The sequence below is a fragment of the Hymenobacter sp. genome, from assembly GCF_035709525.1.
In the GTDB taxonomy this organism is placed as follows: Bacteria; Bacteroidota; Bacteroidia; order Cytophagales; family Hymenobacteraceae; genus Hymenobacter.
The window spans coordinates 1-17,219 of sequence record NZ_DASTEP010000115.1; the positions used below are offsets into that span (position 1 = coordinate 1).

General features: G+C 63.0%; 13 protein-coding genes. 9 read left to right on the forward strand and 4 right to left on the reverse strand.

The genetic code is table 11. The features are described from left to right. Positions 1–43: 43 nt before the first annotated feature. The 8 genes from VFO93_RS09520 to VFO93_RS09555 all read left to right on the forward strand — a co-directional run bounded on the left by VFO93_RS09520 (position 44) and on the right by VFO93_RS09555 (position 11,892). Positions 44–1,279: a GDSL-type esterase/lipase family protein gene (locus tag VFO93_RS09520; RefSeq protein ID WP_325134133.1), complete on the forward strand. Its 1,236-nt coding sequence runs from the start codon at positions 44–46 to the stop codon at positions 1,277–1,279. Continuing rightward, entirely contained in the window at positions 1,251–2,741 is a 1,491-nt protein-coding gene (locus VFO93_RS09525; protein WP_325134134.1) for an MBOAT family protein, read from the forward strand. Before VFO93_RS09520 ends, VFO93_RS09525 begins: the two co-directional genes overlap by 29 nt. Positions 2,742–3,193: 452 nt before the next feature. Further along, a complete protein-coding gene (locus VFO93_RS09530) occupies positions 3,194–5,632 on the forward strand; it encodes a TonB-dependent receptor (RefSeq protein ID WP_325134135.1) in 2,439 nt (812 codons plus the stop codon). Positions 5,633–5,794: 162 nt separating this feature from the next. Next, positions 5,795–6,502: an ABC transporter ATP-binding protein gene (locus tag VFO93_RS09535; RefSeq protein ID WP_325134136.1), complete on the forward strand. Its 708-nt coding sequence runs from the start codon at positions 5,795–5,797 to the stop codon at positions 6,500–6,502. A 4-nt stretch (positions 6,503–6,506) separates the two neighbouring features. Next, positions 6,507–7,925: an ABC transporter permease gene (locus VFO93_RS09540; protein ID WP_325134137.1), complete on the forward strand. Its 1,419-nt coding sequence runs from the start codon at positions 6,507–6,509 to the stop codon at positions 7,923–7,925. A gap of 179 nt (positions 7,926–8,104) precedes the next feature. Then, positions 8,105–9,487: an ABC transporter permease gene (locus VFO93_RS09545; RefSeq protein WP_325134138.1), complete on the forward strand. Its 1,383-nt coding sequence runs from the start codon at positions 8,105–8,107 to the stop codon at positions 9,485–9,487. A 210-nt stretch (positions 9,488–9,697) separates the two neighbouring features. Continuing rightward, positions 9,698–11,125: a 23S rRNA (uracil(1939)-C(5))-methyltransferase RlmD gene (gene rlmD, locus VFO93_RS09550; protein ID WP_325134139.1), complete on the forward strand. Its 1,428-nt coding sequence runs from the start codon at positions 9,698–9,700 to the stop codon at positions 11,123–11,125. 392 nt (positions 11,126–11,517) lie between these two features. After that, complete coding sequence (locus VFO93_RS09555) at positions 11,518–11,892, forward strand: hypothetical protein (RefSeq protein WP_325134140.1); 375 nt, start codon at positions 11,518–11,520, stop codon at positions 11,890–11,892. 171 nt (positions 11,893–12,063) lie between these two features. Here the strand turns inward: VFO93_RS09555 and thiL are convergent, their stop codons facing one another. Further along, complete coding sequence (gene thiL / locus VFO93_RS09560; RefSeq protein ID WP_325134141.1) at positions 12,064–13,101, reverse strand: thiamine-phosphate kinase; 1,038 nt, start codon at positions 13,099–13,101, stop codon at positions 12,064–12,066. A 202-nt stretch (positions 13,102–13,303) separates the two neighbouring features. Between thiL and VFO93_RS09565 the strand changes: the two genes are divergently transcribed. Next, positions 13,304–13,906: a hypothetical protein gene (locus VFO93_RS09565; RefSeq protein ID WP_325134142.1), complete on the forward strand. Its 603-nt coding sequence runs from the start codon at positions 13,304–13,306 to the stop codon at positions 13,904–13,906. 27 nt (positions 13,907–13,933) lie between these two features. On the opposite strand, the gene VFO93_RS09570 is transcribed toward VFO93_RS09565, so the two are convergent. The 3 genes from VFO93_RS09570 to VFO93_RS09580 all read right to left on the reverse strand — a co-directional run bounded on the left by VFO93_RS09570 (position 13,934) and on the right by VFO93_RS09580 (position 17,139). Continuing rightward, positions 13,934–15,082 (reverse strand): NYN domain-containing protein, encoded by a 1,149-nt coding sequence (locus tag VFO93_RS09570; RefSeq protein ID WP_325134143.1) that lies wholly within the window; start codon positions 15,080–15,082, stop codon positions 13,934–13,936. Between the two features lie 216 nt (positions 15,083–15,298). Continuing rightward, a complete protein-coding gene (locus VFO93_RS09575; protein WP_325134144.1) occupies positions 15,299–16,177 on the reverse strand; it encodes a murein L,D-transpeptidase catalytic domain family protein in 879 nt (292 codons plus the stop codon). A gap of 137 nt (positions 16,178–16,314) precedes the next feature. Continuing rightward, positions 16,315–17,139: a murein L,D-transpeptidase catalytic domain family protein gene (locus VFO93_RS09580; RefSeq protein WP_325134145.1), complete on the reverse strand. Its 825-nt coding sequence runs from the start codon at positions 17,137–17,139 to the stop codon at positions 16,315–16,317. Positions 17,140–17,219: the final 80 nt, after the last annotated feature.

The following is a 17,219-nucleotide window of genomic DNA, read 5'->3' on the forward strand; positions in this document are numbered from 1 at the left end:
CGGTTTAACACCCCGAAACACTTCGCGAATTAACACCCTCCTTATGCGCCAACTTTTCCTGTTGCTGCTATTAATCAGCGCCCCAGCCCACGCCCAGCTCGACAGCCTGCAAGCCAAATACCCGTTTCTGAACACCTCGGCCAACCACATTGAGAACGCCACCATCGGCCTCCAGCGCTTCTATCAGCGGCTGCGGCAGGTGCAGCGGCAGCCCGCCGCCCTACCCGGCAGCCGCGTGAGCATCGTGCATCTCGGCGACTCGCACCTGCAAGCCGACGAGTTTTCGGGCCGCGTGCGGCAGGAGTTGCAGCGCGCCCACGGCAGCGCCGGGCGCGGGCTGGTTTTCCCGTTTAGCGTGGCCAAAACCAACGGCTCGCCCAGCCTGCGCACCACCGCCACCGGCGGCCGGTGGCGCGCCAAGCGCGTGCTATCGGCCCAGGCCGATAGCACGCTGCCGGTGGGCCTCAGCGGTATCAGCCTGGCCACGGCCGACTCGGGCGCGGCGTTCACGCTGCGCGTGCCTATCCGGTACTGGACTGATTATCAGTTTAACTACTTGAAGCTGCTGCGCCAGCCCGGCCCGGCGGCCTTCGACTGGCAGGTGCTCAGCGAGCGCGGCCGGGTGCTGGGCACGGTGCCCGGCGCGGGCCGCGGCGTGGCCGATTCGCTGCCGCTCGACTCGCTCCGCAGCCAACTCACGCTGCGCGCCACCCGCCGCGGCCCCGCCCAAACCAGCGCCGTACTCTACGGCCTGCTGCTCGAAAACGGCCGCCCCGGCGTGCTCTACCACACCATCGGCATCAACGGCGCGGCCGTGCGGCACTACAATCGGGCGCCGCTTTTCTTCGAGCAAATTCCACTGTTGCAGCCCGATTTGTTTATCATCTCGCTCGGCACCAACGACGCTTTTCACGCCGGCGAGTTTGAGCCCACGCGCTGGCTGGCGCAGCTCGATACGCTGGTGAGCAACCTGCGCCGCCGCGCGCCCCAGGCCGAGTTCCTGCTCTGCGCGCCCGCCGACTCGTACCGCGCCCGCCGCTACCGCAACCCCGACCTCGGCCGCCTTTCGGCCGTGCTGCGCACCTACGCCCAGGCCCACGACCTCGCCTACTGGGACTTCGCGGCCGTGCAGGGCGGCTACGGCAGCATGGGCCGCTGGCGCGACGCCGGGCTGGCCCTCAACGACTTCGTACATTTTTCTTCGGCTGGCTACGACTTGCAGGGCCTGCTACTTTACCTCGCGCTCCAGGATGGACTTTCTGCGTTCCCTACTCGCTGATATTGATTTTGACCGGCTGCTCGGCCAGTTTGCCTACTCGCCCAAGAGCCCGATGATTTTCAACACGGGCTTCTTTTTGCTGCTGTTTCTGGGCTTCCTGGCCATCTACCAGCTGCTGCGTAATCACCACCGGGCGCGGCTGCTGTACGTCACGGCGTTCTCGCTGTTCTTCTACTATAAGTCAAGCGGCTGGTACTTCCTGCTGCTGGTTTTTTCGACCATTGTCGAATACAACTTCGCGCTCTGGATAGCTGACTCCAGCAGCCAAACCAAGCGCAAGCTGCTGCTCACGCTCAGTCTGATTGTCAACCTGGGGATGTTGTTTTACTTCAAGTACACCAACTTCTTTCTCAGTGGCTACCAGGCCCTCACGGGCCAGCCGGTGCCGGTGCTGCACGTGCTGCTGCCGGTGGGCATCTCCTTTTACACCTTCCAGACGCTAAGCTACACGCTGGACGTGTACCGCCACCAGATAAAGCCGCTGCGCAACATCTGGGACTTCGCGTTTTTCGTGTCCTTTTTCCCGCAGCTCGTGGCCGGCCCCATCGTGCGGGCGTCCGATTTTATTCCGCAGATTCCCAAAAAGCCCTTCCTCTCGCGCGAGGACATGGGCCGGGCGGTGGTGCTCATCGCGGCGGGCCTGTTCAAGAAAGCCATCATCTCCGACTACATCAGCCTCAACTACGTCGACCGCATTTTTGACATGCCCACCCGCTACAGCGGCATCGAAAACCTGCTCGGCGTGTACGGCTACGCCATGCAGATTTACTGCGACTTTTCGGGCTACTCCGACATTGCCATCGGCATCGCGCTGCTGCTGGGCTACCGCCTGCCGCCCAATTTCCTCTCGCCCTACCAGAGCACAAGCATCACCGAGTTCTGGCGGCGCTGGCACATTTCGCTGTCCAGCTGGCTGCGCGACTACCTCTACATTCCGCTGGGTGGCAACCGCAAGGGCGTTTTCCGGCAGTACCTCAACCTGTTTCTGACCATGCTGCTCGGTGGCCTGTGGCACGGCGCGTCGCTCACCTTCGTGCTGTGGGGCGCGCTGCACGGCGCGGCGCTGGCGGTGGATAAGCTGTTCAAGCAGATTTTCAAGCCCGGCGATAGCTGGTTTACCAAGCTACTAGGCTGGGTGATTACCTTCCATTTCGTGTGCTTCTGCTGGATATTCTTCCGCGCCGGCTCCTTTGAAATCGCGACCCAGGTTATCCACCAAATCACGCATCAGCTGCGGCCCGATTTGCTGCCGCAGGTAGTGGCCAGCTTCCGCGCGGTGTTCGCGCTCGTGGCGCTGGGCTATTTGCTGCATTTCATCCCGGATGGCTTCACGTTCAGCCTCGAAGGTGCGATGGGCCGGCGCTCGGTGGTGACGCAGGCTGCACTCATTACTATAATTATCTGGCTGGTGATTCAGGTGAAGTCGGCCGAGATTCAGCCATTTATCTACTTCCAATTCTAAACCGCAGATTCAAACGGATTTTTAGGATTTAACGGATGCGCCCGCTGCGCGGGCTGGCTAGTTGGGTGTTTTCTTATAAGCCTCTCACTAATAGATTAGTGAGAGGCTTTTTAGTGGTTTTTTGGTTGACTGCTGCTGGCTGTGGGAAACTACGCTGGCCCCCGCGCTACTGCGGCAGGCTCCCCTCTCCTTTTCGGAGAGGGGCCGGGGGTGAGGCGTCGCGCTCGAATAGCCTTCTAGCCGTATTACCGAATTACTACTTAATGCAACATGGTTTCAAAATACGAATAACCTGAGCTACATTTGTCCTTCATATAAGTTTGAATAGTCACTTTTACTGCTAAATGAAGGCTTCTGAATATACCGGCCACCGCTTCGCGAACCGTGTACTACGTTGCGCCAACTGGTGCCATGCTGCGCCGCTAGCGCGGCTTCTTGGCCTTTGGAGCCTGTTGCTGCTACTGGCCGCTACGGCCTCGGCCCAGACGATGGGCACCGTGACGGGCCACGTAGTGGGAACGGGCGGGCAGGCACTAGAAGGCATTTCGGTAGTAGAGCAAACCGGGCAGTTTGCCACGCTGACCGATGCGCAGGGGCGCTTCACGCTCGACAGGCTGCCGCTGGGCTCCTACACGCTCATCACGCGCAGCCTGGCGCACCAGGAAGCGCGCCGCACGGTGCTGCTGAGCGCCGAAACGCCCAACGCGGTGGCCGATTTTCGGCTGGCCGCCAGCTCTAACGCCATTCAGGAAGTAGAGGTGCTGGGGCGCAAGGAAACGACCTACAAGAGCGACTACAGCTTCGTGGGCACGCGCACAGCCACCGACCTGATGGACGTGCCGCAGTCCATCTCGACCGTGACCAAGGAACTGATGGACGACCGCCAGGCCTACCGCCTCACCGACGTGGTGAAGAACGTGGCGGGCGTAGCCCAATATTCTCACTACGACGATTTTACCATTCGCGGCTTTCGCAACGGCTACGAGAGCGGCTTCCGGCTGCTGAACGGGCTGCGCTCGGGCTTCAGCTTCGGCAACGCCTTCGTGCAGGCCCCGCTGACCGTGAACCTGGAGCGCGTGGAAGTGCTGAAAGGGCCGGGCGCGGCGCTGTTTGGCGACATCAACCCCGGCGGCACCATCAACATGGTGACCAAGAAGCCCCTGGCCGACGCCCGCCAGGCCGTCACGTTTTCGACCGGCAGCTTCAACACCATGCGCGCCACGGCCGACTTTACGGGGCCGCTCAACGACAAGCAAAACGTGCTCTACCGCTTCAACGCGGGCTACGAAAAAACCAACTCCTTCCGCGACGTCAACGACTCGAAGTCGCTGATGCTGGCCCCTACGGTGACGTTTTTGGTGACCGACAAGACGACGCTCAACGCCGAGCTGGTGTACACGCACGTGGACGGCTACCTCGACCGCGGCCTGCCCATCAAGAGCAACGACCTGTACGGCGTGCCGCGCGCCTTCACGCTGAGCCAGCCCAGCGACTACCTGCGCACGACCACTTATTACTTCAACGCCTCGCTGAATCACAAATTCAATAGCTGGCTGTCGTTCAATGCTTCTTACCTGGACTTCACCTACAACGAAGCGCTGAGCGAGCACCGCACGCTCAACAGCTACGACAACTCCGACGCCAGCAAGCCGCGCAATTCGATTATGAATTTGCGCTACTTCGACCGCCGCGCCGAGGAGTACACCAAGAACCTGTCGGCCTACTTCGTGGCCAATCGTAATACGGGCTCCATCAGCCACAAGCTCGTGGCGGGGGCCGATTTCATCCGCTTCAACACCGATAAGGAAAGTGCCATGTTTGAGGCCCGCCAACGCGTGGTGACCAGCGTGGCCAACGGCGTGGTGAGCCAGCGCGTGGCACCGCTGCAATTTGACCTCAACAGCCCGAGCTACGAAATCCGCGACCCGAGCACCTATATCCGCCGGGCCACGCCGCAGTTTTTCATCGATTATATCAACGCGGTGTACCACACCACGGGGCTGTACGTGCAGGACCAGATTGAGGTATCGCCGCGCCTGGGGCTGCTGCTGGGGGCGCGCTACGAGCTGTTTGCCGACGAGCGCGACTACGGCGACGGCTCGACGACCATTCCGCAAAGCAAGTTTTTGCCCCGCGCCGGCCTCACCTACGCGCTGCGCGAGAACCTGAATTACTTCGCCAGCTACAGCGCGGGCTTCCGGCCGCTGCGGCCCGAGCTCATCCGCTTTCCCGAGCGCTACGGGCGCAGCGAGCCGTTCAGCCCCGAAACCAGCTACCAGCTCGAAACCGGCCTGAAGGGCGAGTTTTTCAACAAGATGCTGTTTGCCACGCTGGCCGCTTACCAGATTGAGCGCCGCAACCAGCTCGTGGCCACCGGCTCGCTCACGGCGGCCGGGGCGGCCATCTACCGCCAAAACCAGGCCCGCTCGCGCGGCGTGGAAGTAGAGTTGACGGGCAACATCCTGCCCAATTTCAGTTTGAACGCCAACTACGCCTTCAACCACACCGAGGTGACCGAGGCCGACCTGGCCGCCGAAAAAGGCATGCCCCTGGCCAACGCCCCCCAAAACTCGGGCGGCCTGTGGGCCAAGTACACCTTCCTCACCCCTAGCCTGCGCGGCCTGGGCCTGGCCGTGGGCGGCAACTTCGTGGCCCGCCGCCGCTTCGAAAACCAGGTAGCACCCCTCGACGGCGGCCCCGACGAGTGGGCCTACTGGCCCGGCTACGCCGTGGCCGACGTAGCCCTGTTCTACACCATCAACCGCTTCAACTTCCACGTCAACGTCAACAACCTGTTTGACAAGTACTACTTCGTGGGCGGCTACGACTACTTCCGGGCCAGCCCCGGCGCGCCGCGTAACTACATGGCTACGCTGGGGTACTCGTTTTAAGAGCGTCGCCTCACCCCCCAGCCCCCTCTCCGAAAAGGAGAGGGGGAGCCTGACGACTACCTACGTTGGCTAGCGTCCGCTAACGGTCGGCTCCCCCTCTCCTTTTCGGAGAGGGGGCCGGGGGGTGAGGCGCTACATACCACCAGCACCTGAATTATACTAATGCCTCCCATCCTCGAAGCCCGCGACCTGCGCAAGGAGTACCCCGGCAAGCTGGCGCTCAAGAACCTGAATCTCCAGCTTGCACCCGGCGAGGTATTCTGCCTGCTGGGACAGAACGGGGCTGGCAAGTCTACGACCATCAACCTCTTCCTCGGCTTTATCGCACCCACGGCGGGCGCGGCATTCATCAATGGGCTGGAGGTAGCGCGCCACCCGCTCGAAATCAAGCGGCACCTGGCCTATATTCCCGAAAACGTGCTGCTCTACCCCCATCTCACAGGGCTCGAAAACCTGGCTTTGCTCAGCAGCCTGGCTGGCTTCAAGTACTCCGAAAGTGAGTTGCGCGCCTACCTAGCCCAGGCCGGGCTGCCGCCCGAGGCCGCCAGCCGCCGGGTAGGCACCTACTCCAAGGGCATGCGCCAGAAAGTGGGCATCGCCAGCGCCGTGGCCAAGCGGGCGCAGGTGCTGCTGCTCGACGAGCCCACCTCGGGCCTCGACCCCAAGGCCAGCAACGAGTTTTCGGAGCTGCTGCACCAGCTCAGCGGCCAGGGCACGGCCGTGTTCATGGCCACGCACGACATCTTCCGGGCCAAGGAAGTGGGCACGCGGGTGGGTATCATGCGCGAGGGCGAGCTGGTCGACGTGCGCACCACCGCCACCCTCAACGCCAACGAGTTGGAGCAGCTCTACCTCACGCACATGCAGTAAGCTCATGGTCAGAAGCATTGCCCACAAAGAATTTCTCAGCACCCTGCGCGACCGCCGCTTCGCGGTACTGAGCTTGCTGGTGCTGGCCCTGCTGCTGGCCGCCACGCTGGTGGGCCGGCGCGGCTACGCCACCTTGCAGGCCGAGCGTGCCCTGGCGCAAGCAACGGTGAATGAGCAGTTTCACCACCAGCCAGGGCGGCACCCGCACCGGGTGGCGCACTACGGCACGTTTGCCTTCCGGCCCCGGGCCGCGCTCAGCTTTCTGGATAGCGGGCTCGATTCGTTTACCGGCGCGGTGGTGTACCTGGAGGCGCATCAGCAGAACAGCGTCAATTTCAGCCCCGCCCAGCAGGCGGGCTCGCTCATTCGCTTTGGCGAGCTGTCGGTGGCGTTCGTGCTGCAAACGCTGGTGCCGCTGCTGCTGATTTTCCTGTGCTTCGGGGCCTTTACCGAGGAGCGCGAGGCGGGCACGCTGCGCCTGCTGCTGAGCCAGGGCACCACGCTGCGGCAGGTAGCCTGGGGCAAAATAGCCGGCTACGGCCTGGCGGCGGCGCTGGTAGTGGGGCCGGCCCTGGCGCTGGCCGGCGCGCTGCTTTTTAGTGGTGAAGCCACAGCCAGCAGTTCCGACCGCGGGGCGCGGCTGGCCTTGTTCGGGCTGGGCTACGTGGTGTATTTCTTCGTCATTATCGTGGGCGCGGTGGTGGTGTCGGCGCGGGCCAGCCAGTCGCGGGCGGCGCTAGTAGCGCTACTAGGCTGCTGGATGCTGGGCTGCCTCATCCTGCCCAAGGCTACCGCCAACCTGGGCGCGGGCCTGTTCCCGGCCATCACCAAGGCCCAGCTCGATGCCGCCGTGCACGAGGAAGCCCAGCACGGCATCAACGGCCACGACCCGCAGGACCAGCGGGCGGCGGCCCTCAAGGCAGCCCTGTTCAAAAAATATAACGTCACCGACGAGAAAGACCTGCCCGTGAGCGTGGCCGGCGTGACGATGGCTGAGGGCGAAGCCTATTCGAGCCGGGTGTACCAGCAGCATTTCGCCGACCTCACCCGCACCTACGAGCGCCAGAATACCCTCTCCACCTGGGCCAGCCTGCTCAACCCCTACCAGGCCATCCGGCCGCTGTCAATGGGGCTGGCCGGGTCCGATTTTGCCCACTACGTGCACTTTCAGCAGGCTGCCGAGGCCTACCGCTACCAGCTCGTGCAGCACCTCAACGGCCTGCAAGCCGGCATGGGCTACGGCGACAAGGAGCGCCGCCTCGACGCGGCAACCTGGCGAGCCATCCCGGTTTTCACTTACTCAGCGCCACCGCTGGGCTGGGCGCTAGGGCCGTTGGCCCTGCCCGCGCTGGCGCTGCTGGCCTGGACGCTGGGCCTGAGTTGGCTGGGAATGCGGCTGGTGGACCGGAGCGCAACGGGGTAAGGCTTTTCGAAACCTTACTCTATTCCGTCATGCTGAGCGCAGCGAAGCATCTCGCGTGGTGCAGTAATCTTCAACGTTCGCAGACGTCAGCGAGCGAGTTGCTTCGCTGCGCTCTGCATGACAGCCTTGTTTTGTTTTTGCTCGAAAGTCTTGCTTAGGCTGACTTGCTCTCCGCCCTTATGCGCCTCTTCCGCCTGCTTTTTTACTACGAATACCTGCATTTCAAAGCCGCGCGCGGCCTGTTGCTGCTCACGGGCCTGCTGCTGGCGGCGGGGCTATACGGCATCTACTACGGCACGGCCGAGGTGGCCCGGCAGCGCCGGCACCTGGCCGAGCTGCCCGCCCTGGGCCGCCACCAGGTAGCCGAGCTGAAGGTGAAATTTCCCGGCCCCGCCGAGGCGGGCGAGGTTGGCTACTACCATCAGAATTACGCCCTGCACCACCCCAGCGCCTGGGCCGGCCTGGCCCTGGGCCAGCGCGACGTAAACCCCTACTACCTCAAGCTACGCCTGCTGGGCCTGCAAGGCCAGCTCTACGCCTCCGAAAACGTGAACCCCGCCAAGGCGCTCAGCGGCAATTTCGACTTGGCCTTTGTAGTGGTGTACCTGTTTCCGCTGCTCATTATCGCGCTGGGATTTAACCTGCTGTCGAGCGAGCGCGAGCAGGGTATTTTGCCGCTGCTGCTGGCCCAGCCGGTGAGCGCCACACAGCTGGTGCTGGCCAAGCTGGCGTTTCGGTTGGCGGTGGTGCTGGGCTTGGGGGCGCTGCTCTCGGCCGCGGGGCTGGCCTGGGCGCGGGTGCCGCTCGATGGCCGCGTAGGCCTGTGGCTGGCCCTGGGCGGGGTGTACTGCCTGTTCTGGTTTGGGGTGGTGCTGCTGGTCGCGGCCGGGCAGCGCAGCTCTTCCTTCAATGCGGTGGCGCTGCTCGGGGCGTGGCTCACGCTGGTGGTGCTGGTGCCCAGCCTGCTGAGCGTGTACGTGGCCGCCGCCCGGCCGGTGCCGCAGGGCCTGGCCCTCACCATGCAGCAGCGCGAGGCCATCCACGGCGGCTGGGACCAACCCAAGACGGAGACCATGCAGCGCTTTTTTACCCAGTACCCGCAGTACCGCGACACGGCCGCCATCCGCGAGCGCTTCGCGTGGCGGTGGTACTATGCTTTTCAGTACTTGGGCAACCAGTCGGCCACGCCGCTGGTCCGGGCCTACGCCCAAGGTCAGGCCCAGCGCCACGCCCTGGCCCAGCGGCTGGCCTGGCTTTCGCCAGCGCTCAGCGCGCAGCTTAGCTTCAACGCCCTGGCCGGCACCGACCTGCCCGCCCACCTGGCCTTCCAGCAAAGCGCTACCCGCTACCACGATGCGCTACGGGCGTTTTACTACCCGTTTTTGTTCAAGAAAATTCCTTTCACCCACGCCGACTACGCCCGGCTGCCTACCCACTCCTTCACCAGCCCCAGCGATGCGGGCGCGGCCTGGGCGGGACTGGGGCAGTTACTGTTGAGCACGGCGGCGTTGTATGCGCTGGGGCTGGCGCTACTACGCGGCAGGGAGGTGATTATTCGGTAACGGTAGTCGGCCGCAGCTAAAATCGTCTGTCATTGCGAGCGCAGCGAAGCAATCGCATCTGTTGAGGGTCGCCATTCGGGTTCCGTTTGGGTGCGATTGCTTCGCTGCGCTCGCAATGACAGACGATGATGACAAATGATAGAAAGCGCGGACTTGCAGAGTCCACGGTACTACCGGCCGTAACTTTGCGCCCCTCACCGCAAAAAGTTTATGCCCAGCAAAGCCACCAAGCTCGCCAACTCCATCCCGCCCGAAGCCCTCCTCAACGTCGAAATTCAAGACATGGTGGCCGAAGGCAAATGCCTGGTTCGCATCAATAACCTCGTCGTTTTCGTGAACCAGGTGGCCCCCGGCGACGTGGTGGACTTGCGCATCAGCAAGGCCCACAAGCGCTTTATGGAGGCCATGCCCACCAAGTACCACAAGTATTCGGAGCTGCGCACCACGCCCTTCTGCCAGCATTTTGGCACCTGCGGCGGCTGCAAGTGGCAGCACATGACCTATGACGCGCAGCTCAACTACAAGCACCAGCAGGTGGAAGACACCTTGCAGCGTATCGGCAAGGTGGAAATACCCGAAGTGCGCCGCATCATGGCCTCGCCCGAGCGCAAATACTACCGCAACAAGCTCGAATACACGTTCAGCTTCATGGGCTGGCTCACGGAGGAGCAGATTAAGGACGAAACCGCCGCGTACGACCGCCGGGTGCTGGGCTTCCACACGCCGGGCCGCTTCGACAAGATTATCGACGTGGAGCACTGCCACTTGCAGCCCGAGCCGAGCAACGAAATCCGCCTCTTCATCCGCGACTACGCGCGGGAGCACATGCTGCGCTTCGGCAACATCATCAAGCAAACCGGGCTGCTGCGCAACCTCATCATCCGCACCGCCGAAAGCACCGGCGAGACGATGGTAATTCTGCAATGCTACCGCGAGCACCAGGCCATCGAGCCGCTGCTCGATGCCGTGTACGCGAAGTTTCCGCAGATTACCTCGCTCAACTACGTGCTCAACGACAAGGGCAACGAAACCTTCCACGACCTCGAAGTGGTGTGCTACAAGGGCAAGCCCTACATCGAGGAGGAGATGGAAGGCCTGCGCTTCCGCATCGGACCCAAGTCATTTTACCAGACCAACTCGGCCGGCGCCTACAACCTCTACAAAGTGGCCCGCGAGTTTGCCGAAATCAAGCCCACCGACCTCGTGTACGACCTCTACACCGGCGCCGGCACCATCGCCAATTTCGTGGCCCGCCAGGCCCGGCGCGTGGTCGGCGTGGAGTACGTGGAGCAGGCCGTGCTCGACGCCCGCGTGAACTCGGAAATCAACGGCGTGACCAACACTGAGTTTTTCGCCGGCGACATGAAGGACATGCTCACCGAGGCTTTTACTAGCCACCACGGCCACCCCGACGTCATCATCACCGACCCGCCCCGCGCCGGCATGCACGAAGACGTGGTGAAGCGCCTCGTGGCCCTGCGCGCCCCCCGCGTCGTCTACATCAGCTGCAACCCCGCCACCCAGGCCCGCGACCTGGAGCTGCTCGACGAGGTGTATAAAGTGACCCGCGTGCAGCCGGTGGATATGTTCCCGCACACCCACCACGTGGAGAATGTGGTGCTGCTGGAGTTAAAGTAAGCTTTTAATGCCTATGGAGCATCCTTACAAATGCCTCCATTGTAGCTATTCCGAAGAGCGTTACGACTACAAAATACAGGTCTGTTAGCACTAGAAAAACCCAGATTATCCAATAAAGGCAACCGCTTCTTTGAGTATAAAAAATCACTGGAAGCAGATTAATAATTGCATAAGCCTCCAAGTAAGGCAAGTCAGAGTTGGTAACATCTGCCAAGCTAAATCCATAGCTAAAAAACACAGCCATCTGAGCGCAAGCAATGACGACTGGGATAATCGCTAATGTACTCGGCAGGTAACTCTTGGTCTTCTGCATTTATCTCAAATTTTATAGCTTGCTTTTATCAATTATAAATCAATAAGTAACCCATCCGGCCCGTCAGTTTACATTTTACATGGACTACTTCAACGACCCCGAGCTAAACGGCAAGTACCTGGGCACGATTACCAAGGATTTTGCCACCGCATCCGACACCATTAAGGAGGCATCGTATCAAATCCGCAAGCGAGAGATTTCGCAGTATCCGGTGTTCATCTTTGCCCGGCAGGCGGTGCAGCTCGGCAGCCTGCTCATCAACGCCGACGAGCAGGACTTGCAGTGGCACGTCTTCGCCAGCTACCTCGAAATCCTGGCCCAGCAGGGCATCGTAGACCCCGAGAAAATCGAAGATTTCACTGGCACCTGGAAAAACCCCGACGAGTTTTGCTGCCTGCTGGTGGTGGATGAGGAATTCACGAATTTCGTGTATATCCCTTACCCGGAAGACTGACCGCAGATTAAAACGGATTTTTAGGATTTAACGGATACGCCCGCTGCGCGGGCTGACTACTCGGGCGCAGGAGCGGCTTCGCCGGCTCTTTAATGGTTAGCCGAAGGCTACCCTGCGTGCAAGTAGTCAGCCCGCGCAGCGAGCGTATCCGTTAAATCCTAAAAATCCGTTTTAATCTGCGGTGAAGTGGTTGAAGCCTTGCGCGCGTAGCGGCACGGCCTGGCCGCCCTTCGTGATGAGGTTCACTGCGTCGCTCCGCTCCATCAGGTGTCCGATGACGGTGATATCCGGGTGGTTTTTGATTTTGGCGTGGTCTTGCACCGGGATGGTGAACAGCAGTTCGTAGTCTTCGCCGCCGTTGAGGGCCGCCGTGATGGGGTCGAGGTTGAACTCGGCCGCCGCTTCGAGCGTGGGGTTGGCCAGGGGCAGGTACTCGCTGAACACGCGCGCGCCGGTGCCGCTGGCGGCGCACATATGAAGCACTTCGGAGGCCAAGCCGTCGCTGATGTCGAGCATGGCGGTGGGCTGCACGCCCAGCTCGCGCAGCTCGTGCACGATGTCGAGGCGCGCTTCGGGCTTGAGTTGGCGCTGCACCACGTAGTTGTAGTTTTCGAGCTCGGGCTGGGTGTCGGGGTCGGCCAGGAAGGCTTGCTTTTCGCGCTCCAGCACTTGCAGGCCGAGGTAGGCGCCGCCGAGGTCGCCGGTTACGCACAAAATATCGGTGGGCTTGCCGCCCGCGCGGCGCACGGCTTTGCCGGCTTCTACCTGGCCCAGCGCGGTGACGCTGATAACCAGGCCGCCGCGGCTGCTGGTGGTGTCGCCGCCCACCAAATCGACGCCGTAGGCCTCGCAGGCCAGGCGCATGCCGGCGTACAGCTCTTCCACGGCCTCTACCGTGAAGCGGCTGGGTAGGCTGAGGCCCACCACAATTTGGGTGGGCGTAGCCAGCATGGCGGCCACGTCCGACACGTTGACGGCCACGGCCTTAAAGCCCAGGTGCTTGAGCGGCGAAAACGACAAATCGAAATGCACGCCTTCGACCAGCAGGTCGGTAGTGACTACTACCTCGTGCCCGGCGGGCGGGGCCAGGATGGCGGCATCGTCGCCAATGCCGAGCACGGTGCTGGGCTGCGTGAGCGTAATGCCCTGCTGCAAGCGGCGGATGAGGCCAAACTCGCCAAGCTGGGAAAGGGGCGTTAAATCGGACATAAGACTGATGGCTAGGGTAGATAGCGCGTAGGGATGAGCAGTAGCGCAAACTTCGTAGTTCGCGTCCGTTTGGGTGCTCGCCAGTGCACGCGAACTACAAAGTTCGCGCTACGGACCGCTCCGGCGCGCTATCCGCCGCCGGCGGCCGTAATTTGGCGGCTCGCCGGCGCATTAATCGCGCCGGTTTTTCGTTTGGTTTTTCATGAAAGCGCTTCTCTTCCTTAGCTGCCTGACCCTGGCCGTGCTGCCCATGTGCAAGCCCGACACTGCCAAAACCACTACCGATGCCGCCGCCGCCAACCCCGCTTCGCCCACCGAGGTGCGGGCGCAGTTTACCATCCTGCGCGACTCGGCCGAGAGCAGCTGGCAACGCATGATGAGCAGCGACGACCAGAAGCTGGCCGACGTGCGCGCCCTGCTGCAAGCCCTCAAAAAGCAGCCCCGCCTCGCGGCTGGCCTGGGCACGCTCGGCGAGCAGGCCACCCGCCTGCGCGCCCTGCGCTACGACCGCCAGAGCATGGCCACGTCGGCGCTCATCGACCGCTACGACGCGGCCCAGGACTCGGTACTCAAGCCGCTGCTACAACTAGCCGCGCCCGATGGCAACGCCCCTACCGAGGCCATCCGCGACCACGTCGAGCACATCATGAAGGCCGATGCCGACGTGCTCGGCTACCGCGCCCGCTACGATGCCGCCGCCAAGGCCTACAACGCCTACCTGCGCGTGCACCAAGCCGAATTCAACCAGATGGGCGCCAAATACGCCCGCCTGCAACCTTTGCCGCTGTTTGAGTTGAGCCAGTAATTAACTACCTTTTGATGGGCGGGGCCGCTACTCCGCCGCCGCCTCGCCGGGGTGCAGCTCGCGCACATCGGGGTGCTGGTAGTTGACAATGATAACCGAGAAAGGGTGCGGCTCGCCCTCGCGCTTTTCGAGGCGTAGCGCGCCGGCGTCGCGCAGGTGGCTCAGCAGCTGGCGGCGCTCCCAGTCGGGCAGCTCGGGCAGCACGTCAGTGAGGCGGCGCAGGAAGGGGCTGGCCCAGATTTCGGGCGTGCCCTGCTGGCCACCGTAGCGCTGAATCTGCTCCATCAGATACTCCAGGCAACGGCGCTCATTGAGGCTGGTAAGGCGGCGAATGGGCGCAAAGCCACCTTCGCCGCCCACTGACTCGGCCGGGGCACTGGCCGCAGGGCGGGCGGGCACCGGGGCCGTTTCGGGGGCGTCGGGCACGGGAATACTTTCAGGCGCGGGGGCTGCTACGGCTTCACCAGCGGCCAGGGTTTCGGCGGGCTGGGGCTCGGCCTGGGCGGCGAGGGCAACAGCATCCTGGGCGGCCTGGCGGGCGGCTGCACTTTGCACGCCGGCCAGCCCTTGCTCGCGCAGGCGGCGCTTTTCTTCGCCCAGCCTGATGCGGGCCGCGCGGTGGTCTTCGAGGGCTTGGAGGCGCTCGGCGGGCAGCAGCTGGCGGGCGTCGAGGTAGTGCTCCTGGCCCAGCATCAGCAGCAGGTCGCCCGATACGCTTTCGCGGAAGCCCACTACCTTCACCTGCCGCGCCTGGCGGCGCAGGTGCTGTAGCACCGGAATATAGTCGCGGTCGCCGGCCACCAGCACGAAGGTACCGATGTCGGGCCGGGTGTAAAGCACTTCGAGCGCGTCGATGCAGAGCTGCATGTCGGCGGCGTTTTTGTGGTCGGTACCGAGCACGTTGCGCGTGTCCACGCCCATGAGGTAGAGCGGCCCCTGCGGCCCGCTGGGCAGCTTGTCGAAGTCGGCGTAGGCGTAGAGCACCAGCGAGTCGAGGCCCAGCTCGCGCTTGAGCGTATCGCGCAGGGCGCGCACCAGGTCGAGGGCGTAGTCGTGCGGGTCTTGGGGGTCGAGGTAATGGTTTTTGAGAAAGTAGTACACGTTCTCAAAATCAATAAACACGGCCGCATACGGCGAGGCGGCCGCAGCCGACGGCGCGGCAGTGGAGATGGGCATAATTCGGAAACTAAAGGGATAAGACGAACAGCTACCGGCGTCAGCTCAACACGCAAAAAAGGGTAGCATCAGGAAGGGCGTCGGGGCAAAGGTCGCATAAAATCCCGGTGCCCGGTCAGCTTCCCGGCGGGCGCGCCAGGCTTATCCGACTCCGGCACCCCTACCACGCAAAAGCGCCCGCTACGGGGGTAGCGGGCGCTTTTGGTTTTACTACTGCTAGCTGCGGGCCGATTTCAGCTTAATTTTGACCTTAGCCGGGCTGCTGATGTTGAGCGCGGTAAGAGCCGATTCCGAATCGAGGTATTTGGAGGCGTAGCCAGCGTTCGACTTGTTGAGAAACAGGCAGCTGCCACCTTTTACCAAGTCGATAATCTGAGCGTAGGAGTCGAGCGGCAGGGCGGGGCAGCCGAGGCTGCGGCCCAGGCGGCCGTTTTGCTTGATGAAGGCCTCGCTCACGTAGTCGGCACCGTGCATCACCACCGAGCGGGCCAGGGCATTGGTATTAAAGCCTTCATCCATGCCATTGAGGCGCAGCGAGTGGCCATGCTTGCCTTCGTATTCGTGGCCCGTCACGTAAAAGCCCAAGCTGCTCATGTTGCTCTCGTTGGTGTTCGAGAAGCTGCTGGCTTCGTTTTCGCCCGAGTTGTGGCCGTGGGCTACCAGCGTGTGATACAGCACCTTGTGCGCCGACAAATCGAGCACCCACAGGCGCTTTTCGGTCGAGGGCAGGTCGAAGTCCACCACCGTCAGGCGGTCCTGGTTTTCGGCCAGGCGGCCGGCCTGCTTGAGGTTGAGGTAACCGGTGAGGGCTTTCTGAAATACCTCAAAGCGCAAACCCTGCTGCTCGGCCCCAAGGCTGGTATACAGGTCACGGGCCGTGCTTTCGAGGCGCGAGAGCGGGGCCAGGGATACTTTAGCTTTGAGCTTGGGCGGGTGGCCATTGGCCAGCGAGCGCGCCACCGGGCCGGCCAGCGGCGTAGCCAGAAACAGCGACGCCACGAAAGGCAGCACGCGCCGCATGAGGCGCTGCGACTTGCGGGCGCTGCGCTGGCGCTGCACGACGCTGGTATGGTGATGGGGATGCTGCGATTTCATAACTTCCTACAGCTAGAGAAATACTACGTGAGCTGGTTCTTGCCGCCCAGCTCACTGCCTAAACTTAAAGCAATATACGAAACAGGTTGCTCTGAGGTCAGCTAAAACCCCGTGGCGGCCAAAAAAATTCCCCCTCCCTAGCGCCAGCCGCGCCGGGCAAAGCGCCGCCCGGCCGCCGCCCCGTCGAGCCAGCGCGAGGCCAGCCCCGGCCCGCTCAGCAGCAGCAGGCTGCCGGCTGGCAGGGCACTGATAATCTGCCGGTACTGCGCCGGCGGCAGGGCTGGGCAGCCCCGGCTGTAGCCCAAGTGGCCGTGCTGCCGCACGTAGGCGGGGCCGGCGTAGTCGGCGGCGTGCAGCACCACGTAGCGGCTGGCGGCGTTGGCATTCTGCCCCTTATCGAGGCCCATAAGGCGGCGCGAGTAGCCGTGCAGGCCGCCGTAGGTGCCCGAGGTGCGATAAAAGCCCAGCGAGGTGCAAGCCGATTTTGCAGTATTGGAGAAGCGCCGGGCGCGCAGGTGGCCCGAGCCCCGGCCGTGGGCTACCAGGCTGCGGTGTAGCACCTTGCGCTGCGCTAGGTCGATTACCCACAGGCGCTCGGTGGTATTGGGCAGGTCCATATCGGCTACAGCCAGCCGGCCGCCCTGCTCGATGCGGCCCGTGGGGTGCAGCGTGAGGTAGCCCACGCAGGCCTGGGTCAGCACTTCGGGGCGTAGCGCGGCGGCGGCGGGGCCGAGGTCGGCGCGCAGCTGCGCGATGGCTTGGCGCAGCGTATCGGGTAGCACCGCCACGGGCGGCACCGGCGTGAGGCGCAAAGAATCGGGCGCGGCGGGCGGGGGCGTCTGGGCCGCGGGGGGCGATATTTTGGGTGGTAACGGGCTGGAGGACTGCGCCGACTGGCAGCCCGCCAGGGCGAGCGCTGCGCCTACGCTAACGCCATATAATAAGCTCAACAACTGCCGCATAAGCCAAATATAGCGCGCCTTTCGACGGTAGATTGGGCTTGGTAGTCCGAGCGCGGGCGCAGCCCGCAGCCACATCAGGT